The sequence below is a fragment of the Oceanobacillus sp. FSL K6-0127 genome (genome assembly GCF_037983385.1).
Lineage (GTDB): Bacteria > Bacillota > Bacilli > Bacillales > Amphibacillaceae > Oceanobacillus > Oceanobacillus profundus.
In genome coordinates, this window is sequence record NZ_CP150287.1 from 1,385,531 (window position 1) to 1,404,888 (window position 19,358).

Annotated in this window: 20 protein-coding genes; 18 read left to right on the plus strand and 2 right to left on the minus strand. The window is 37.1% G+C overall.

Going from position 1 to position 19,358, the window contains the following annotated elements; genetic code table 11:
• Positions 1 to 19: 19 nt before the first annotated feature.
• The 14 genes from MHH64_RS06910 (at position 20) to mobB (ending at position 14,969) form a co-directional block, all read left to right on the plus strand.
• Complete coding sequence (locus MHH64_RS06910; protein ID WP_251659659.1) at positions 20 to 499, plus strand: TRAP transporter small permease; 480 nt, start codon at positions 20 to 22, stop codon at positions 497 to 499.
• Positions 496 to 1,782, plus strand: a complete 1,287-nt coding sequence (locus tag MHH64_RS06915) for a TRAP transporter large permease (protein ID WP_251659516.1) — start codon at positions 496 to 498, stop codon at positions 1,780 to 1,782. The genes MHH64_RS06910 and MHH64_RS06915 overlap by 4 nt, the downstream gene beginning before the upstream one ends.
• A 26-nt stretch (positions 1,783 to 1,808) precedes the next feature.
• Positions 1,809 to 2,396 (plus strand): UbiX family flavin prenyltransferase, encoded by a 588-nt coding sequence (locus tag MHH64_RS06920; RefSeq protein ID WP_251659518.1) that lies wholly within the window; start codon positions 1,809 to 1,811, stop codon positions 2,394 to 2,396.
• A complete protein-coding gene (locus MHH64_RS06925) occupies positions 2,396 to 3,850 on the plus strand; it encodes an aldehyde dehydrogenase family protein (RefSeq protein ID WP_251659520.1) in 1,455 nt (484 codons plus the stop codon). Before MHH64_RS06920 ends, MHH64_RS06925 begins: the two co-directional genes overlap by 1 nt.
• A 32-nt stretch (positions 3,851 to 3,882) precedes the next feature.
• The gene (locus tag MHH64_RS06930; protein WP_251659522.1) at positions 3,883 to 5,034 is read left to right on the plus strand and encodes an iron-containing alcohol dehydrogenase; all 1,152 of its coding nucleotides are present in this window, start codon (positions 3,883 to 3,885) and stop codon (positions 5,032 to 5,034) included.
• Between the two features lie 80 nt (positions 5,035 to 5,114).
• On the plus strand, positions 5,115 to 6,470 hold the full coding sequence (locus MHH64_RS06935) for a UbiD family decarboxylase (RefSeq protein ID WP_251659524.1): 1,356 nt from the start codon (positions 5,115 to 5,117) through the stop codon (positions 6,468 to 6,470).
• A 430-nt stretch (positions 6,471 to 6,900) separates the two neighbouring features.
• On the plus strand, positions 6,901 to 7,920 hold the full coding sequence (locus tag MHH64_RS06940) for a TAXI family TRAP transporter solute-binding subunit (RefSeq protein ID WP_251659526.1): 1,020 nt from the start codon (positions 6,901 to 6,903) through the stop codon (positions 7,918 to 7,920).
• A gap of 33 nt (positions 7,921 to 7,953) precedes the next feature.
• Entirely contained in the window at positions 7,954 to 9,840 is a 1,887-nt protein-coding gene (locus MHH64_RS06945) for a TRAP transporter fused permease subunit (protein WP_340002929.1), read from the plus strand.
• Positions 9,841 to 10,389: 549 nt separating this feature from the next.
• A complete protein-coding gene (gene moaA, locus MHH64_RS06950) occupies positions 10,390 to 11,400 on the plus strand; it encodes a GTP 3',8-cyclase MoaA (RefSeq protein WP_340002930.1) in 1,011 nt (336 codons plus the stop codon).
• 11 nt (positions 11,401 to 11,411) lie between these two features.
• On the plus strand, positions 11,412 to 12,422 hold the full coding sequence (locus tag MHH64_RS06955) for a MoeB/ThiF family adenylyltransferase (RefSeq protein WP_340002931.1): 1,011 nt from the start codon (positions 11,412 to 11,414) through the stop codon (positions 12,420 to 12,422).
• Positions 12,423 to 12,434: 12 nt separating this feature from the next.
• Positions 12,435 to 13,748 (plus strand): gephyrin-like molybdotransferase Glp, encoded by a 1,314-nt coding sequence (gene glp / locus MHH64_RS06960; RefSeq protein WP_340002932.1) that lies wholly within the window; start codon positions 12,435 to 12,437, stop codon positions 13,746 to 13,748.
• Positions 13,741 to 14,214, plus strand: a complete 474-nt coding sequence (locus MHH64_RS06965; RefSeq protein ID WP_095314286.1) for a molybdenum cofactor biosynthesis protein MoaE — start codon at positions 13,741 to 13,743, stop codon at positions 14,212 to 14,214. The genes glp and MHH64_RS06965 overlap by 8 nt, the downstream gene beginning before the upstream one ends.
• Positions 14,207 to 14,440, plus strand: coding sequence for a molybdopterin converting factor subunit 1 (moaD, locus tag MHH64_RS06970; protein ID WP_095314284.1), 234 nt, complete (start codon positions 14,207 to 14,209; stop codon positions 14,438 to 14,440). The genes MHH64_RS06965 and moaD overlap by 8 nt, the downstream gene beginning before the upstream one ends.
• 37 nt (positions 14,441 to 14,477) lie before the next feature.
• Positions 14,478 to 14,969: a molybdopterin-guanine dinucleotide biosynthesis protein B gene (gene mobB / locus MHH64_RS06975; protein ID WP_340002933.1), complete on the plus strand. Its 492-nt coding sequence runs from the start codon at positions 14,478 to 14,480 to the stop codon at positions 14,967 to 14,969.
• 291 nt (positions 14,970 to 15,260) lie between these two features.
• On the opposite strand, the gene MHH64_RS06980 is transcribed toward mobB, so the two are convergent.
• Positions 15,261 to 15,983 (minus strand): Crp/Fnr family transcriptional regulator, encoded by a 723-nt coding sequence (locus MHH64_RS06980; protein ID WP_340002934.1) that lies wholly within the window; start codon positions 15,981 to 15,983, stop codon positions 15,261 to 15,263.
• Positions 15,984 to 16,104: 121 nt separating this feature from the next.
• Here MHH64_RS06980 and MHH64_RS06985 point away from each other — a divergent pair, with 121 nt between their 5' ends.
• From MHH64_RS06985 to modB, 4 genes are read left to right on the plus strand one after another with little or no spacing between them, the layout of a single operon-like run.
• Entirely contained in the window at positions 16,105 to 16,701 is a 597-nt protein-coding gene (locus tag MHH64_RS06985) for a molybdenum cofactor guanylyltransferase (RefSeq protein ID WP_340002935.1), read from the plus strand.
• 17 nt (positions 16,702 to 16,718) lie between these two features.
• The gene (locus tag MHH64_RS06990) at positions 16,719 to 17,231 is read left to right on the plus strand and encodes a MogA/MoaB family molybdenum cofactor biosynthesis protein (protein ID WP_340002936.1); all 513 of its coding nucleotides are present in this window, start codon (positions 16,719 to 16,721) and stop codon (positions 17,229 to 17,231) included.
• A complete protein-coding gene (gene modA / locus MHH64_RS06995) occupies positions 17,228 to 18,016 on the plus strand; it encodes a molybdate ABC transporter substrate-binding protein (RefSeq protein WP_340002937.1) in 789 nt (262 codons plus the stop codon). The genes MHH64_RS06990 and modA overlap by 4 nt, the downstream gene beginning before the upstream one ends.
• Before the next feature lie 10 nt (positions 18,017 to 18,026).
• Complete coding sequence (modB, locus tag MHH64_RS07000; RefSeq protein WP_095314274.1) at positions 18,027 to 18,686, plus strand: molybdate ABC transporter permease subunit; 660 nt, start codon at positions 18,027 to 18,029, stop codon at positions 18,684 to 18,686.
• A gap of 41 nt (positions 18,687 to 18,727) precedes the next feature.
• Here modB and moaC read toward each other — a convergent pair whose 3' ends face one another.
• A complete protein-coding gene (gene moaC / locus MHH64_RS07005; protein WP_118889945.1) occupies positions 18,728 to 19,219 on the minus strand; it encodes a cyclic pyranopterin monophosphate synthase MoaC in 492 nt (163 codons plus the stop codon).
• Positions 19,220 to 19,358: the final 139 nt, after the last annotated feature.

Consider the following 19,358-nt stretch of genomic DNA (forward strand, 5'->3'; position numbering starts at 1 on the left):
CGGGGGAGAGCTTTTGGACATGGTTATTAATTTCATTTATAAACTATCAAAAATTTTATTAGCAGCCCTCATTGGTGCAATGACAATTGTTATCATTGCCCAAGTGTTAAGTAGGGGACTATTGAACAATTCAATTTTTTGGGCCGAGGAGTTCTCTCGATATTGCTTTATCTGGGCTACATTTATCGGTGCAAGTGTAGCTTATAAAAGTGGCGAAATGGTAGCCTTGGATTTAATTGTTAATAAAATCTCAATTAAATTTAAATGGCTTTATTTTACAATGATAGAGTTATTCGTACTATTATTCTCCTTGGTTGTTTTAAATTACGGAATACAGCAAACATTTTCCCCGAGCATTATGAATCAGGTTTCACCGGCGATCCAACTTCCAATGTATATCGTTTATTTATCAATACCATTAGGATTTGGATTGATTTGTATCTATGCTATCAATTCTATTATTCATCTAATACGATTTAGAGAGAAGGGATTAAAATGATTAGTATTCTACTTATTGTTGTATTTTTTCTCTTATTATTTTTAGGAATACCAATTGCTATTGTCCTAGGAATAACTAGTTTAACCCAGATATTTATCGGTGGGAATTCCTCTATGTTGGCTAGTATGGCGCAAACTATGTTAACAGCTGCTAATAATTTTAGCCTAATGGCTATCCCATTCTTTGTATTAGTCGGTGAATTAATGAACCATGGTGGTATTACAAAGCGGTTGACTGATTTTTCAAGATCATTCGTTGCACATTTTAAAGGGGGATTAGCATATGTAAACATTCTAGTTAGTATGTTCTTATCGGCAATCGTAGGATCTGCTAATGCTGTTGCTGCAATTCAAAGTACATCATGGGTACCGGAAATGAAAAAAGACGGATATAGTAATGAGTATTCCTCGGCTATTACAGCGGCATCTTCCATTATGGGACCAATAATCCCACCAAGTATGGTGTTTATTCTATATGGTGTAACAGCTAGCGCTTCAATTGGCGCTCTATTTTTAGCTGGAATTATTCCAGGACTTTTACTAGCTGTTGCTTTTATGGTACTCGCATTTTTTTACGCTAGAAAAAACAATTTTCCTATAATGGAAAAAGCAAGTTGGGGAAAACGTAATAAAGCATTTCTTAGTGCTATACCTGCTATCATCATCCCCATTTTTATTATTGGTGGAATTGTTTCTGGATTTTTTACGGCAACAGAAGCTGGGGCAATTGGTAGTTTGGTTTCATTTCTAGTTGGGATGTTTATTTACCGTCAACTCAAATGGAAAAACTTATATAACATTTTCCTAAGAACTGGTATCATTACGGCTACTATTATGATTATTGTTGCAACGTCGAATATTTTTGGATTGAGTTTGACTTTGGAAAGAATCCCACAACTTGTTGCAGAAGGAATCCTTTCAATCTCTACTAATCCATTAATCGTTCTATTGTTAATAAATATACTACTTTTCATTATCGGAATGTTTCTAGAAACACTAGCGGCAATCATTATTATAGTACCTGTATTAATTCCAGTAGTTTCCCAACTTGGAATCGATCCAGTCCACTTTGGAGTTATTGTGTCCTTAAACCTAGTTATTGGTTTAATTACACCACCAGTAGGTGTTGCTTTATTTGTAACCTCGGGTATAACGAAGGTTTCTGTTTCTAATTTAAGTAAGGCAATCTTACCTTTTATAGCTGCAGCAGTTGTTATTTTATTCATCATTACCTATATTCCAGAGTTGGTACTTTGGATTCCTAATTTATTTTTAACTAGTTAGGAATAGTTCATCAGGAGGAGAGAATAATGAGAAGAATTATTATAGCAATATCGGGAGCAAGTGGTGCAATTTACGGAATACGATTACTCGAGGTATTGAAAAAATTAGAAATAGAAACACATGCGATTATAAGTCCTTCCGCTTTTAAGACGATTGGGTATGAAACATTTTATACGATAGAGGAAGTAAAAGCAATGTGTGATTACTTATATGATTCAAAAGACATTGGTGCAACGATTTCTAGTGGTTCTTATCCAGTAGAAGGAATGATCGTTGCTCCATGTTCGATTAAATCGTTAGCATCTATTGCAAATAGTTTAAATGACAACTTATTAACAAGGGCAGCAGATGTTACGTTAAAAGAAAGAAGAAAGCTAGTGTTAATGCTAAGAGAAACTCCATTTCACTTGGGGCATATTAACCACATGAAGACCGTTACGGAGATTGGTGGGATCATCTTACCACCAGTTCCAAGTTTCTATCACAAACCGAAATCAATTGATGATATCGTGAATCAAAGCGTTGGTAAGGCATTAGATCAATTCGGCATTGATGCTAAATTATTTGAACGCTGGTCCGGATTAGAAAATGATAAAGAAAGGGTGGGTGTTTAATGTTATTGACTGATGTTCAAGGGGAAAATTTTATCAATGGTAAATGGGAAGTTTCTAAAACCGGCGAAGTATTAAAATCCATTAATCCTGCTACAAATGAAGTAATTGGAACAGCACAAAAATCATCACTTCAAGATATTCGTTTTGCAATTGAAACAGCATATGAGGCTTTTCAAGTTAGTCCATGGCGATTGGAATCATCTTTACGCTCTAATGCATTAATGGCCTGGGCAAATAAAATGATAGAAGGAAAGGAATACCTTGCTACTTTACTAACAAAAGAAAATGGAAAATCAATTCAAGAATCAAGAAAAGAATTGGCGGCATGTATTGATACGATAAAATACTTTGCTGGAATGGCAAGAAGTATTTTTGGTAGAACTATTAATCTCTCAGAAAAATCGTTTGGCCTAATCGATAAGCAACCAATTGGGGTTGTGGGAATTATTTCTCCGTGGAACTGGCCAGCATTGCTAATGATTCGTGAAGTTGCTCCTGCTTTAGCAGCGGGAAATACAGTGGTGATTAAACCAGCAAGTCAAACACCTCTTATTAGTATTGCATTGATTGGTTTGATAGATAAAATCAGTGAGTTTCCATCCGGTGTTGCGAATATCGTATCTGGCCCCGGAGCACTAATTGGTAATGAAATAGCTGTGAATCCACATGTTGGTGCCATTAGTTTTACAGGAGATACCTCCACTGGAAAGAATTTAATGAAAGTAGCTTCTGAGAAAGTGAAAAAATTAGCTCTTGAATTAGGTGGAAAGTCACCACATGTTGTGTTTCCTGATGCAAATTTAGAAAAGGCGATTCCAATCATTAATAGCTCGATGTTCAGTACTTCAGGGCAAATGTGTTTTGCTGGTACTCGAGTGATTGTCCATAACTCCATTCATGATGAATTAGTGGAATTACTAAAACAAGAAGCAGAGAATTTGAAGGTTGGTAATGGATTAGAGGAATCGGTTGATATGGGTCCAGTTATTTCGAAGAAGCAATTCAATGAAGTGATGGGATATATCAAATACGGTAAGGAAAATTGTCGGTTGGTAACTGGAGGAAATCAAATAAAAGGTGGAGTATTTGATAACGGCTTTTATATTGAACCAACTATATTTACGGATGTATCAATCGAGTCAAAACTAGCCCAAGATGAGATATTTGGACCAGTATTAGTAATTCAAACGTTTAAAGATGAAGAAGAAGCGATTCAAATTGCCAACGGAACAAGTTTTGGTTTAGCTGCAGGTGTATGGACAAAAGATATTGACCGTGCAATGAGAGTTTCGAAAAAAATAGACGCAGGAACTGTTTGGATTAATACGTACAATAAAAATTATCCACAAACAGAATTTGGTGGTTACAAAGAAAGTGGATTAGGAAGAACAAGAGGTATAGAAGGTTTATTAGGATATACCGAGACAAAACATATCAATGTTGAATTTGATTAATAATTTACAAAGAGGATGGAGTTGAATGAACAATGGATAATAGTTTTGAATTTCAATTGCCGACAAAGGTGATGTTCGGTTATGGAAAGAGTGCCGAATTACCTCAAGTACTTGAACAGATGAATGTTAACAATCTATTCATTGTTACTGACAAAGGTATTGTTCAAGCTGGAATTCTTGAGTCGATTGTGAAGCAATTAAAAGGGAAATTTTCTTGTTATATATTCGATGAAGTTGAGCCAGATCCAAGTACCGATACAGTAAATCAGGCAACAGAAATTTATAAACAAATGGAAAGTGACGCGATTGTCGCTATTGGTGGAGGAAGTCCGATTGATACGGCAAAGGGAATTCGCACAGTTGTTAGCAATGATGGGAAAATAGAAGATTATGCTGGAGTGAATCTAGTAAAAAATAAACCGAAAACCCCACTTGTAGCATTGCCGACAACTTCGGGAACTGGTAGTGAAGTAACAATGTTTACGGTACTCTCGGATAGGAAAGAAAAAAGGAAAGTGACTGTTTCAAGTCCTTATATCGCTACTGATGTTGCAATTGTTGATCCAAAATTAACTATGAGTGTGCCGGCGCATTTTACGGCAGCATCCGGATATGATGCATTAGCGCATGCTTTTGAAACTTTTATATCAAGAATCTCTCAACCTCCAAGTGAAGCGATGGCACTTTCTGCAATAAAAATGATAAACCAAAATCTTCGTTCTGTCGTTTTTAACGGAGAGAATAAAGAAGCTAGAATTAAAATGTCGGAAGCTAGCCTTCTTGCTGGACTGGCGTTTAATCAATCTTATTTAGGATTGGCACATGCTATCGGTAGTTCGGTAAGTGGTCATGCGAATGTAAGCCATGGCGTTGCAATTGGTTTACTATTACCAGCTGTTGTGGATTTTAATAGAGTGTCTCAGATTGAAAAGTATAACCAATTATATACTTATTTGAATGGAACACATTCATTATCCGCGATAGATGCATCGAAGTTATTTGTAAAAGTAGTAGGGGAATTACGTAATGATATTGGTTTACCACAAAAACTTCGTGAGGTAAATGTAGACAAAGAATTACTAGAAGATATTTCAATAGATGCCTTGAAGAGTGGTATGTGGCAATTTAACCCGAGAAGAGCATCCGAGGAAGAGGTTTTGCAAATACTTAAAAATATATATTAATAGGCAAATGCAAAGTAACAAAGTTTTTATTAATTTGCTATTACAATTATATAAGTAAGAAAATTATGAGGAGGATAGCAATGAATAACAGTACAACATTAAGAGACTGGATATATTATTTAAAAGAAAAAGATGAATTAGCAACTATAAAAAAAGAAGTGTCAGTTGAATACGAGATTGCCGCAGTTACCAAAAAATTAGATGGGGAAAAAGCAGTGTTTTTTACGAAGGTAAAAAATTATGACATGCCGGTGATTGCAGGAACTGCAAGTACACGGGAACAATTTGCGAATGCTATAAATATTAAACAGGACGAGTTAAATGGGAAATTTTTAGATGCTCTTGATAATCCACTACCATTTGAAGTTGTGGATAGTATGGATGCACCGACTCATGAGAATTTCATAGAGAAAGCGGACATTGATTTGTTAAAACAGTTTCCAATCCCGATTCATCATGAGAAAGATTCAGGAAGCTATATTACAGCAGGTCTTGCCATTGCAAAAGACAAGACTACTGGAAAACAAAATGTATCGATCCACCGGTTACAAGTAAGTGGAAAAGACCGTTTAGGTGCCTTAATTCTCCCACGTCATCTATACAACTTTTACAAAAACCAAGAGGATACTGGGAAAGGTTTAGACGTTGCTATTGTTATTGGTGTAGATCCGGTTACCATTCTTGGCTCTCAAGCGATTGCGCCACTTGGTCAAGACGAATTAGAAATCTCCGGCGCATTAAAAGGTTATCCCGAAAAGGTAGTGAAATGTAAAACGATTGATGTCTATGTTCCTGCCCATGCGGAAATTGTTTTAGAAGGGAAAATATTACCGAGGGTTAGAGAAGAGGAAGGACCTTTTGGGGAATTTCCAAAGTATTATGGGCCGAAAAGTAAAAAAGAAGTGATTGAAATTAATGCGATTACCCATCGAAATAATCCAATCTTCCAAACGATTCTAGCGGCAAGTTATGAACATTTCTATTTAGGAGGGATTCCGAGGGAGGCAAGTATCCTAACTAAACTAAGGGAAACAGTTCCCACAGTAAAAGATGTTCATTTGACATTGGGTGGAACATGTCGTTATCATTTAGTCGTTTCTATGAAAAAGAGAAATGAAGGAGAAGCAAAAAACGTTATCCTAGCTGCATTTGCTGCTCATTATGATGTGAAACATGTAGTTGTTGTAGATGAAGAAGTGGATATTTTTAATATGGAAGATGTAGAGTGGGCCGTGGCTACGAGGTTTCAAGCCGATAAGGATTTTGTTGTTGTTCATGATGCACTGGGATCCAAATTAGATCCATCAACTGAGAACGGTGTGGGTTCAAAAGTTGGTTTTGACTGTACGGTACCTTTAAATGCTGAACCAATGCAATATGAAAAAATACGAATTCCTGGCTTGGAAGAAATTAATATAAATGATTACAGCGAATAATTTCCCGATTATTTGATATTTTAAATCACTAGTATTGCATATAGCGATCTAAATTTACAATTCTTATTAATATTTACACAAATCAACGACATTGATATTTTAATGCTAGCGTTTTACTTTCAAATCGAAGCCAAATAAAATCTGCTTTCCTATAAGGCTGCTTTTAATCTATTAGAAATTATACATCGTTCGTCATCATCTGATTAAGGGTGCGTAATCCACATAGTTGCTATCGACTTTACTAAACGTTGCCATTTATAATGTGTTAGGTTAAGGGGCAATTTACTGGATTCAATAAACTTTATTATGAAATCCGATTGTATGAACGATTTATGATTAAAATCCCCAGTATTTTTAGAAATTGTTTTATTATTACAGTGCTAGTGATTTTAAATAAAATTCATTGGAGAAAGGCAAGGTGAAAAGTAAAATGAAAAAATATCTAATGACTATTATTAGTGTTTTAGCTTTATTGATGTTACTTGCAGGTTGCTCGGGTGGAAGCTCATCTTCTTCAGGAGAAAGTAATGGGAATTATGTACTGGCAACCTTACAAGAAGGTAGTTCCTGGTATGTGTATGGTGCAACTATGTCTAAAGTGCTTAGAGAAGATGTAGAGAATATTAATACTGTAGATGTATTACCATATTCTGGTGGGATTGGGAATGTCGAATTAGTCACGAGTGGTAAAGCTGATCTTGGTTTGACATTTAGTGTGACAAATAACTGGGGACTCAATGGAATAGTGGGTTTTGATAAAAAATATGACAATTTTAGTCTTTTGGTAGGAGGATTAGATCAGTATTATGTTGGGATTATTATGAGAAATGATTTTATGGAAAAATATAATATTGATTCCATTGCAGATTTAAAAGAGGAAGAAGTGCCAGTAAATCTATATACGTATAATACGGGAAGTCAAGGAGAATTTGCTGCAAAACAAGTGCTTGAGGCATACGGTATGACGTATAAGGAGATTGAGGAATATGGTGGTTCCATTGAACATACATCAAACGATGTGATAAAAACTGCGTTTCAGGATGGAAATGGAGATATGTTTATCCAAGTTATGACAAAAGGACACCCAGGATTCACTGAAATTGCTTTACAAACGCCGGTTACTTTTATGTCTATTGAAGATGAATATCGAGAAAAACTTGAAGAAACGGGAAACCAAAAGGCAACGTTTCCTGCTGGTCAATATAAAGGGCAGGATGAAGAGATTGAAACAATTGGATTTAATACGACGCTTGTAGCAAATAAAGATTTATCAGAGGAAACTGCTTATGAAATTACGAAGGCGATCGTAGAAAACAAAGAAAATTTAGCGCAAGGTCACCAAGGTTTAAGTGATTTTGATGCGCAAGCTGGTATCGACGAGTATTATACGGGTGGACTTCAATTACATCAAGGTGCATTAAAATACTACGAAGAACAAGGATGGAAATAATTATCAAAACTAGTATAAAGAAGGTGAAAAAGCGTGAGTAAATTCCTGAATATTCAGTCATTAATAGCGGTTTTTTGGTCAATTTTCCATTTATATACTGCTATCTTTGGAGCGTTTCCTGCATTTACACAAAGGGGGATTCATGTCTCATATGCTCTTGCATTAGCCTTTAGTATATTTTCACTTAGTAAAAAGAAAGAAGGTATCAGATGGAAGGTAATCGATGCCATTACGATAGTAACGCCACTTTTAATTGGGGGATACCTTTTAATTCACACTGATCGACTAACTTCACGTAATTGGTTTGTTGATAGTTTCACTTCCTTAGACTTATGGTTAGGGATTATATTTTCCATATTAGTATTTGAAATTTCCCGAAGGACTGTTGGGAATGTCATCACAATTCTTGCTGCCGTTTTTGTAATCTATGGGTTCATTGGTCCAAATCTTTCTGGCCTACTAGCACACAGGGGTCTAGATTTACAAGACACGGTTGACTTATTATTTTTATCACCACAGGGAATCTTCGGTGTTCCAGTAGGGGTTGCGACAGATTATGTTTTTTACTTTATTTTATTTGGGGCATTTCTAAATATTTCCGGTGGAGGACAATTGTTTAATGACCTCGCCTTTCGAATAACGAAAAATGCGAAAGGTGGTCCTGCTAAAGCTGCTGTTGTTTCTAGTGGTTTCATGGGATCGATCAGTGGTAGTGCTGTAGCTAATGTTTCTAGTACCGGAATTTTTACCATCCCATTAATGAAAAAGGCAGGTTATTCGAAGGAAGATGCTGGTGCAATTGAGGCAATTGCATCAACAGGTGGACAAATCATGCCACCAATTATGGGGGCAGCAGTCTTTATAATGGCTGAAATGATTGGTATCCCATACGTGGAGATTATGCTAGCAGCAATTATTCCAGCCGTATTATATTATCTATCTTTACTAATTATCGTTCATGTCAAAGCAAGTAAGGAAGAAATCCAAGATATTAAAGAAGAAATGGAGAAAAAGCAACAAAAAGTTCTGGGACGTCTTCATCTTTTACTTCCAATGGCATTATTGATTTCCTTAATCTTTATGGGGTTCTCCCTACAACGGGCTGCTATCTGGTCGATTATCCTGATCGTAATTGTAAGCTATTTCAGAAAAAATACGTTTATGAGTGCAAACGATATTCTAAGTGCGATGGAAGATGGAGCAAAACAATCTATCCATGTTACGATTCCGTGTGCGATTGCGGGTGTTATTGTAGGAATTATCGGGTTTTCTGGACTAGGATTAAACTTCACGGGATTAATCATGGAGTGGTCTTTAGGTAACATTATTCTTGGTGTCGTCTTAGTTGCCTTAGGATGTATCGTTCTTGGAATGGGAATGCCAACAACTTCTGCTTATATTATGGCGGCGACATTACTTGCTCCAGCACTACAAGAATTTGGAATTGAGCCTCTAGCTGCCCATATGTTTGTTCTGTTCTTCGCGGTATTATCCATGGTCACACCACCTGTTGCTTTAGCTGCCTATGCTGCAGCGGGAATAGCAGGTGCAGATGCAAATAGAACAGGGGTAAACGCGTTTATTATTGGTATTCCAGCGTTTATAATACCTTTTTCATTTGTCATAAATCCGGCTGTCCTCCTTATTGGAGATACGACGCAAATTATTATACAGGTCATCATGATTCTAATAGGTCTTATAGCGGTAAGTCTTGGGGTAGTTGGTTACTTGTTTACCGAAATGAATATTTTTATTCGGGGCCTATTATTTGTTGCGGCTGTGTTAACGATTAATCCAGAATTAATTTCAAGTGTTACCGGTACCTTTCTTTTCATTGGAACATTTGTCGTTCAGTTTATGAAATTGAGTAAACAAAGATCTTCTAGTTTCATTGAGAGTAAGGTAGCAAATAATGATTAAAAAATAGGGTTGTACTTGTATGTATAAATTATCTTTCGGCCGGGAGGGGGAATATAAAAATTTAATAAGAAAAGGCACTCTATCATAAATATATGCTAGACGGCTAATACATTTAGAAAGAGCCCTTTTCAAGGAATTTATTAAGTCTAAATCACATCAAACAATCTACAAACAGAGAAATTAATTAAAAAGAAAGCATTCGCCTATTAATGTATGAAGTATTTGCTTCTTAGTTGGGACAAGTGTTTACGAAGTTGATTGATGTAATCGTAAAAGAACAGCAATTACTGAGATGTCCGTTAGTAAGAAATGATTCGAAAGAAGTTCAATTAACATTGGGAGTCGTAAGATTTGCACATACACTAATGCACTTTAAAGGAACCATCCGGGAGGTTTATCGTTTTTCTTGAATATGTTATAGTATAATATATAAACTGAAAATTCGCGATTTTATAAAGGTAATACAATGGAAAGGGAGAGTGACATTTTTAACAGTTATAACGAAGTGATTGCTTTATACTTGACAAAAAGAAAGGAGAGATGATCCGAATGACAGTACTAACAGATAAATTTGGTCGGCCAATGAAGGATCTTCGTATCTCTGTCATCGATCGTTGTAATTTTAGGTGTACGTATTGTATGCCAAAAGAAATCTTTGGCAGAGACTTTGCGTTCATGCCTAGAGAGCAACTATTAAGCTTTGAAGAAATAGAACGTATTGCAAAGCTATTTGTAGCATTAGGCGTAAAAAAAATCCGATTAACTGGTGGGGAACCTTTACTGAGGAGAGACTTGCCTGTATTAATTGAAAAGCTGGCGCGCATCGAAGGGTTAGAGGATATTGGGCTGACAACAAATGGGTCCTTGCTTTCTCACATGGCACAAAAACTGAAAGATGCAGGTCTAAAACGTGTCAATGTAAGTTTAGATGCACTGGATGAGACGTTATTTAAATCGATTAACGATAGTGGCGTGGGTCCAGACCGTGTATTGAAAGGCATCCAAAAAGCGAAAGAAGCAGGCTTGGAAGTAAAAGTAAACATGGTCGTAAAAAAAGGAATGAATGATGGAGAAATTGTTCCAATGGCAGCCTATTTTAAGGAACAAGGAATTCAGTTAAGATATATTGAATTTATGGATGTTGGACAGTCAAATGGCTGGAACTTCAGCAAAGTGATAACGAAAAAGGAAATTTTCAAGGAGCTTTCGAAACATTTCAAAATGGAAGCTGTTGATCCTGCATACGTAGGTGAGGTAGCAAAACGTTATCGCTATAGTGGCACAAACACGGAAGTTGGGTTTATCACATCGGTATCCGAATCATTCTGTTCCAGTTGCACAAGGGCAAGGATTGCTGCAGATGGAAAAATGTACACCTGTCTGTTTGCGGGGAATGGTTTTGATTTCCGTGAACTGCTACGTTCTGAGAAAACAGATGAAGAAATAAAAGAAGAAATTAGGAACATATGGAGTAGCCGGACCGATCGATATTCAGATGAGCGGACAGCAGAATCAGCTAAACATAAGAAGAAAATTGAGATGTCTTATATAGGTGGGTAGGAGAAAAAATGATGGGAAATCGATATTCACGGCAAATACTTTTTAAACCGATTGGTGAAGCTGGGCAAGAAAAGATACAAAATAAGCATGTACTCATTTTAGGCTGTGGTGCATTGGGGTCTGCTAATGCTGAAAACCTTGTTCGTGCTGGAATAGGGAAGCTGACGATTATTGATCGAGATTATGTCGAATTAAGTAATTTACAAAGGCAGCAATTGTATACCGAAAAAGAGGTCACGGAGCAACTTCCAAAAGCAATGGCGGCTAAACAGCGCCTGCAGCAAATTAATTCTTCGGTTGTTATCGATGCTTATGTTATGGATGCCACACCAGTGACACTACTTCCTTTATTAAAAAATGTGGATATCCTAATCGATGCAACGGATAATTTTGAAACGCGATTTATCCTGAACGATTTAGCGCATAAAGAACAAATACCGTGGATTTATGGATCTTGTGTTGGAAGTACAGGCATGAGTTTTACGGTTTTGCCAGATGAGACCCCTTGCCTCGGTTGCTTAATGGATACGATGCCAGTCTCAGGAGCGACTTGTGACTCTGTTGGAATTATTTCACCAGCAGTCCAAATGGTTGTTGCCCATCAAACGGCAGAAGCCATAAAACTGCTTGTCGGTGACAACAATGCCTGCCGAACAAAGCTTGTGACATTTGATTTATGGAATAATCATTATCATATGATGAAAGTAGATCGTGCTAAAAAAGCAGATTGTCCGACATGTGGTGAAAATCCAAGCTATCCGCATTTAAACTATGAATCACGCACAAAATCGGAAGTGCTTTGTGGAAGAAATACGGTACAAATACGAACACCTCAGAAATTAAATCTAGATGAATTAGCACATCGATTGCAAAAAATCGCCCCAGTCAGACATAACCATTTTTTATTGTCATTGGAATACGAATCCTATCGTCTCGTTTTCTTCCAGGATGGCAGAACATTAATACACGGTACTGATTCGATCGAAAAAGCGAAAACAATTTACAATCAATTAGCAGGATGAAGGTGATGACACATGGTAGAAAGACGGAAACCGATTAAAGTAAATGAAGCCATTGAAAAGGTAATGGATTTTGCCCAGCATGGCAAGGGCGAATTCGTATCGATAGAGGAAAGTTATGGTCGTTTTCTTGCTGAAGATGTTATTGCAGATCACCATGTACCTCCATTTGACAGGTCTCCATATGATGGGTTTTCTGTAAAATCAGCGGACACAAAAATGGCTTCCAGTAAAAATGCTATATCATTTGAAGTCATTGGTGAAATTGGGGCAGGGAGTGTGTTTAACGAGCATGTTGGTGACAATGAAGCGGTTCGAATCATGACAGGTGCCCAAATTCCAAACGATTGTGATGCAGTAATCATGTTTGAGTCCGTGAAGGAATATATACAAGATGGAAAGGATTATTTCCAGTTAAAACGAAAATTAAATGCTGGTGACAATATTTCCTTTGCTGGTGAGGATACAACAAAAGGAACGGTGCTTGTCTCCAAAGGCACCTTTATAACCCCGGGAATTGTTGCCGTCTTAGCAACATTTGGCTATAAGAAAGTTCCGGTTAGTGTAAAACCTAAAATCGGTATTATTGCTACAGGCAGTGAATTATTAGGTGTCGATGAACCGTTAAGGCCTGGGAAAATCAGAAATAGTAATGCTTATATGGTATACGCTCAGGTTATTAGAGCGGGTGGCGAGCCAATTTATTTCGGCCAATTTAATGATGATTTTGAAACCTGCTATCATAAAGTGAAGGAAAGCCTGGAAAAGGTAGATGTTTTAATTACAACAGGCGGGGTATCCGTTGGTGACTTTGATTTCTTGCCAGCAATTTATGACCAATTAGGAGCTGCTGTTTTATTTAATAAAATTGGTATGAGGCCAGGAAGTGTGACAACAGTTGCGGAGAACGACGGGAAATTATTGTTTGGTTTATCCGGAAATCCTTCTGCCTGCTATGTTGGATTTGAGCTTTACACAAGACCAATCATTCGTACATTTTTACAGACAAAAGCAGCTTTTTTAAAGAAAGAAGTAGCCATCCTTGGCGCAGATTTTCCAAAGCCGAATCCGTTTGACCGCTTTGTTCGTGGACATTTATCCTATGAAACTGGAAGGTTAGTAGCAACCCCGGTTGGCTTAGATAAATCAAATGTTGTTACTTCCTTGGCTGAAGCAAATATTCTTATTGTACTGCCTGGAGGCACAAGAGGGTATGAAACGGGCATGGAGGTTTCTATTATTCTCTTGGAAGATCAAGAAGGTACAACGTTTGAAAATTTTACGACAGCAGATGTGAATTCAAGAAGGAGCCAGCGCACCTATGAATGAATTATTTGAGATTGTTGAAGAACCTATTGAAGTAGAAGCTGTAATAAAAAAAGTAGAGCGCAGAGAAGCAGGCGCTATCACCACATTTATTGGAACTGTCAGAGAATGGACAAGAGGAAGAAGAACGGTTTATTTGAAGTATCAAGCCTACGTTCCGATGGCGGTAAAAATGCTTGCTAAAATTGGAGAGGAAATAAATGAGAAGTGGCCAAATACAGAAGTAGCTATTTCACACCGAATTGGGCATTTAGATATTTCGGATATCGCGGTTGTTATCGCTGTTTCCTCACCACATCGCAAAGCTGCTTATGAAGCGAATGAATATGCAATTGAAAGAATTAAACAGATCGTTCCGATTTGGAAAAAAGAACATTGGGAAGATGGCGAGACCTGGATTGGTGATCAATTGGAAAAGGTTCCTTATCCCAATGGAAAACCAGATGTAAAGGATGAGAAGCATGATTAAGATTCTATTATTTGCCCATTTACAAGAAAAGGCAGGAAGCGATCAATTAACGATAGACAAAGAGCAAACGACGATTCGTGATTTAAAAAATATCCTTAAAGAGACGTATCAGCTTATTGAATTAGATCAAGTCATGACAGCAGTGAATGAAGAATATGTAATGGATGATGAAATTGCTAAAGCTGGTGATACGGTTGCTTTTATTCCACCAGTAAGTGGTGGGTAATAGAAAATACAGCATAAATGGTGAAGGAGAAACATGAATGGAAATCATTCAAATCGTTGGCTTTAAAAATAGTGGAAAAACGACACTCGCTTCCAAAATGATAGCGATGTTAAGTGAATCGGGGCATACTGTGGCATCTCTTAAACACCATGGTCATGGTGGTGCTCCGATCGGATTAGAAAATACGGACAGCGCAAAACATAAGCAAGCAGGTGCTGTCATCTCAGGGGTTGAAGGGGAAGGAATCTTACAGCTTTCAGCTGCATCTTGGGATGTTGAACAATTAATCGCTATTTATCAACTGATGGGTGTCGATGTGCTTGTTATGGAAGGTTTTAAAAAAGAACCTTTTCCAAAAGTAGTTCTTATTAATCGAGAAGAAGATTTTTCGTTGCTGGAACAAGTAAAAAATATCCAAGCAGTAATCACCTCCTTATCATTCGACACCCCGGTGATGTATCCTGTTTTTAAAACGTCGAAGATAGATGAATTTTATGAATGGATGAAACGAAATTTTTTAAAAAGTTAGGATAAGGATATCTAAATTCTTGTGTTCTAGATCGTTTTCAAGGGCTAGAGTATGACAGAGGGTTAGAAATCACCCGAGAAACAAGCAGTCAGGGTAGATAAGAGTGAAAAGTACAAGCGATCAACCGAGAGAGCTTACCACGATGGGAAGAAAAAGGCTGCGAAAGATAATCATCATTTTAGAGAAAAAATCCCTCATCTACAAGATGAAGGACTAAGAGCATCATAGCTTAATTAGAGCAAGGTTTACTTGCCATATTCAAGCTGCAAAGCTGAGATATTAAAATATTTCCTAATTAATATTGCATATATCAACCGGACAATTTTCACATCCAATTTGTTCGCGTAAATAGTCAATATCCTTAATGAGTATTTTGCCAGACTTATCAATGGAAATGACGTTGAGCTTTCTAAGTTCGACAAGCATACGATTGACACTTTCTCTCGTGGCTGCAATAAACTTAGCCAATTCTTGATTTGTTAAGGTTAAATTAATTAAAATGCCATCAACCTGCTTCGTTCCGTAGCTATTGGATAAACGGATGAGTGTCGAATACAGTGCACCTTTTTTTCCATTTAACAATAAATCTCTTATTTTAGACTGGAATTTACGCATGTGGTTACTCGTCCATTTCATAAATTCAAAGGTTAGTTGGCTATTCGTCATTAAAGCTTTTTCCAGTTGATTTTTATTAATAACAAATACTTCTCCAGCTTGTAAAACCTTTGCGCTAAGTAAATATTTGGGATGATCACTAAACAGAGTTAACTCACCAATGATATCGTTATCCTTACAAATTCTTAAAATCATTTCTTTTCCATCTGCTGTTAATTTAGAAATTTGTACAAGTCCTGATTTAATAATATAAATATCATGTGCATCTGCACCTTCGTGAAATAGGAAGGTGTCTTGATTCATTTCTTTAAGCGTACTGATTGAATCCATCAATGTTCTCAGTTCAGGAGAGATCGTATCTTCGTTCTGACGTGCACTTAATAATAAACTTGTTCGCATATCAGTAGCCTCCTTGTTGAATGCAAACCATATCATATCTATTTTACCATTAGAGATGATGTAAGCGTGGTTACAACATTGTGAAATTTGTACAAACTTCTATTGCAAAGGAGTTTTTAATGTGAATGAAAAAATAGCAGGCATTATATTAGCAGGTGGAAAGTCGATGAGGTTTGGGCAACCAAAGGCCTTTGCGACGAAGGATGGAAAAGCATTCTATCAACATTCAATGGATGCTTTAACCCCAATAGTGGAAAAAATGGTTATGGTGACAAGTCCTGAACTGAAGCATCGTTTCCAGTCCAGTGAAACAAAAATGACGATTATTCAGGATAGGGAGGAATATCAGGGACATGGACCATTAGCAGGTATTTTGACTGCTATGGAACAAATGAAAGCCGAATGGTATCTTGTTATTCCGATTGATGTTCCGTTTATGAATCAATCTATATTTAGAACACTAATGAAGCATATGGATCAAGACGTTGACGCTATTATCCCAATCGCTAAAGGAAAACTCCAGCCCCTGATTGCAATTTATCGTAATTCAATCAAGGGATTAATCAAGTACCAATTAGACCACGAGCATCGCTCATTAAGAAAGCTTTTGGATAAATGCAATGTAAAGTATGTAGATATGGAAGAAGAACAGTCTTTTATAAATATTAATCATCAGGCAGATTATCAAAAATGGGTAAAAAAGCAAGAGGATAAATAAATAGGGAAGTGAGCGGAATGTTAGTGAATCATAAAAAAGATGCTGCACACAATATTTCGATTGCAGTTATTACAGTCAGTGATACACGAACAAAGGATACAGATAAAAGCGGCAAAAAGATTATGGAACTATTAAAGGAAGCAAACCATCAAGTTGCTTTGTATAAAATCATCCCGGATGAGCGGGAGCAAATTCGTATGACAGTTGAAAAGGCTATTTATAGTAATAGAATTGATGCTGTAATTGTAAATGGCGGAACTGGTATATCCTATCGTGATGTCACGATTGAGTCAATTGAACCTTTATTTGACAAGCATCTCCCAGGATTTGGAGAGTTTTTTCGCTATTTGAGCTATCAATATGATATTGGTACTGCCAGTATTTTATCCCGAGCAACCTGTGGGGTTGCCAATCATCGCTTGATTTTTTCCATTCCTGGTTCAACAGGTGCTGTAACATTAGCAATGGAGCGCTTGATTTTGCCTGAAATCGGACATATGGTGAAGGAAATTAAGAAGGATTTAGGATGAGACAGATGAAAAAAATGACGATTATATTGACTTTATTATTCCTGTTAGTTTTAGCTGGTTGTGCCAATGATTCAGAATCTGAAAAGACTGCAGAATTAACGGTTTCTGCTGCAGCTAGCATGACCGATAGTTTATTGGAAGTTAAGGAAGCCTTTGAAAAAGAGCATCCTGCAATTAAGATTTCTTATAATTTTGGAGGATCTGGAGCACTAAGAAAGCAAATCGAACAGGGGGCACCAATTGATTTATTTTTTTCTGCTTCGAAAACAGATTATGATAAACTAGTGAAGCAGGATATGGTCCAAGATGGAACTGCTATCTTTCAAAATGAGCTTGTACTTATCAAATCGAATCAAACGGATTTAAATTCTAGAGATGATTTAATGCAGCAAGGTGGAAGTATAGCAGTTGGTACACCTGATGCAGTTCCAGCGGGTACATACGCAAAAGAGGTATTGGAAAATATAGGTGTTTGGGAAGAACTGCAAGACAGACAAATGCTCGTATTTACAAAAGATGTTAGTCAAGTTGTTACATTAGTGAGCCAAGGAGCGGTTGACGTTGGTATTGTCTATGCTAGTGATGTAATTGCTCGGGATGATGTGACAGTAATTGATCGATTTGACCCGAGTCTTCACGCTACGATTGAATATTATGCAGCAATTATTAAAAGTGAAGAACAACAATCTGAGGTTATGCAAGCACGCGAAACCTTTTATCAGTATGTGTTAGAGAATGAGGCAAAAGATATTTTCCGTAAATACGGCTTTCTAATCATGGAGTAGGTGAATTCAAATGGAATGGTCATGGCATCCAGTTCAATTATCTTTTTATGTTTCCACCATTGCAACGGTCTTTACCTTTTTATTGGCAGTTGTTTTAGCGTATTGGATGGTTCGAAAAGAGCGAAAAATAAATGCAGTCCTGGAAACAATCTTTTTTTTGCCGCTAGTTCTTCCTCCAACCGTCATTGGATTTCTGCTTATTATTATATTTGGAAAAAACAGCTGGATTGGACAAGCGGTAGAAAGTGTAACTGGAAATAGTATTTTATTTACATCAACTGCTGCAATAATCGCAGCAATGACAGTTGCGTTTCCTTTAATGTATCAATCCATTAAAACAGGTTTTCTATCTGTTGACACGAATATTATTGGCGCGGCACAAGTTGATGGCGCAACAGAGTGGATGGCCCTGGTGAAGGTAGTCATTCCCTTAAGTATCCGTTCGATATTAACAGGAGTTGTTCTTGGGTTCACCCGTGGATTGGGTGAGTTTGGTGCGACGCTAATGTTTGCTGGAAACATCCCAGGGAAAACACAGACGATTCCAACGGCAATTTATTTGGCAATTGAAACAGATGCAACAACAATTGCTTGGTATTATGTATTAATAAGTATTGGTTTTTCCTTTGTCTTATTATTCGTAATTAACCGTATGCGTACGGATGTATAAAACGAAGCCTTAATGGAGGAGAATCGGTAGTAATACCGATTCTAAGACTCAGCCCTTTTAAAATCACCGCTTTTCCCGCCGCTTTTTTCCAACAAATAAGTTTGACCGATAATCATGCCTTTATCAACTGCTTTACACATATCGTAAACTGTAAGTGCAGTTACGGATGCCGCAGTCAGTGCTTCCATTTCAACTCCAGTGGCACCCACCGTTTTTACTTCCGCATCAATAATAAGTTCATACATCTTGTCTTCAAGTGCATTCCATTCGAAGGATAAATCCACTCCACTGATTGGAATAGGATGGCACATTGGTATGAGGCTTGAGGTTTGTTTGGCAGCCATGATACCAGCGACTTGCGCAACCGATAGGACATCTCCTTTTTTATTCTTTTGCTCGGTAATATTCTCATAAACTTCTTGTTTCATTTGCACACTGGATCGTGCGATTGCTTTACGAGCAGATTCCTCTTTGGCAGAGATATCTACCATTTTTGCTCGTCCATGTTCATTAAAGTGTGTAAAGTTTGTCATTTTAGTCACCTGACTTTAGGATATTTTTAACGCTGTTCACAAGAAATTAGTTGTTATATGATAGATAGTGATATCAATCTTATAAGTCTTCTACTGTAATCAGTTTAAAGCAAGTATCCAGTAAATTCAATGGACGGCA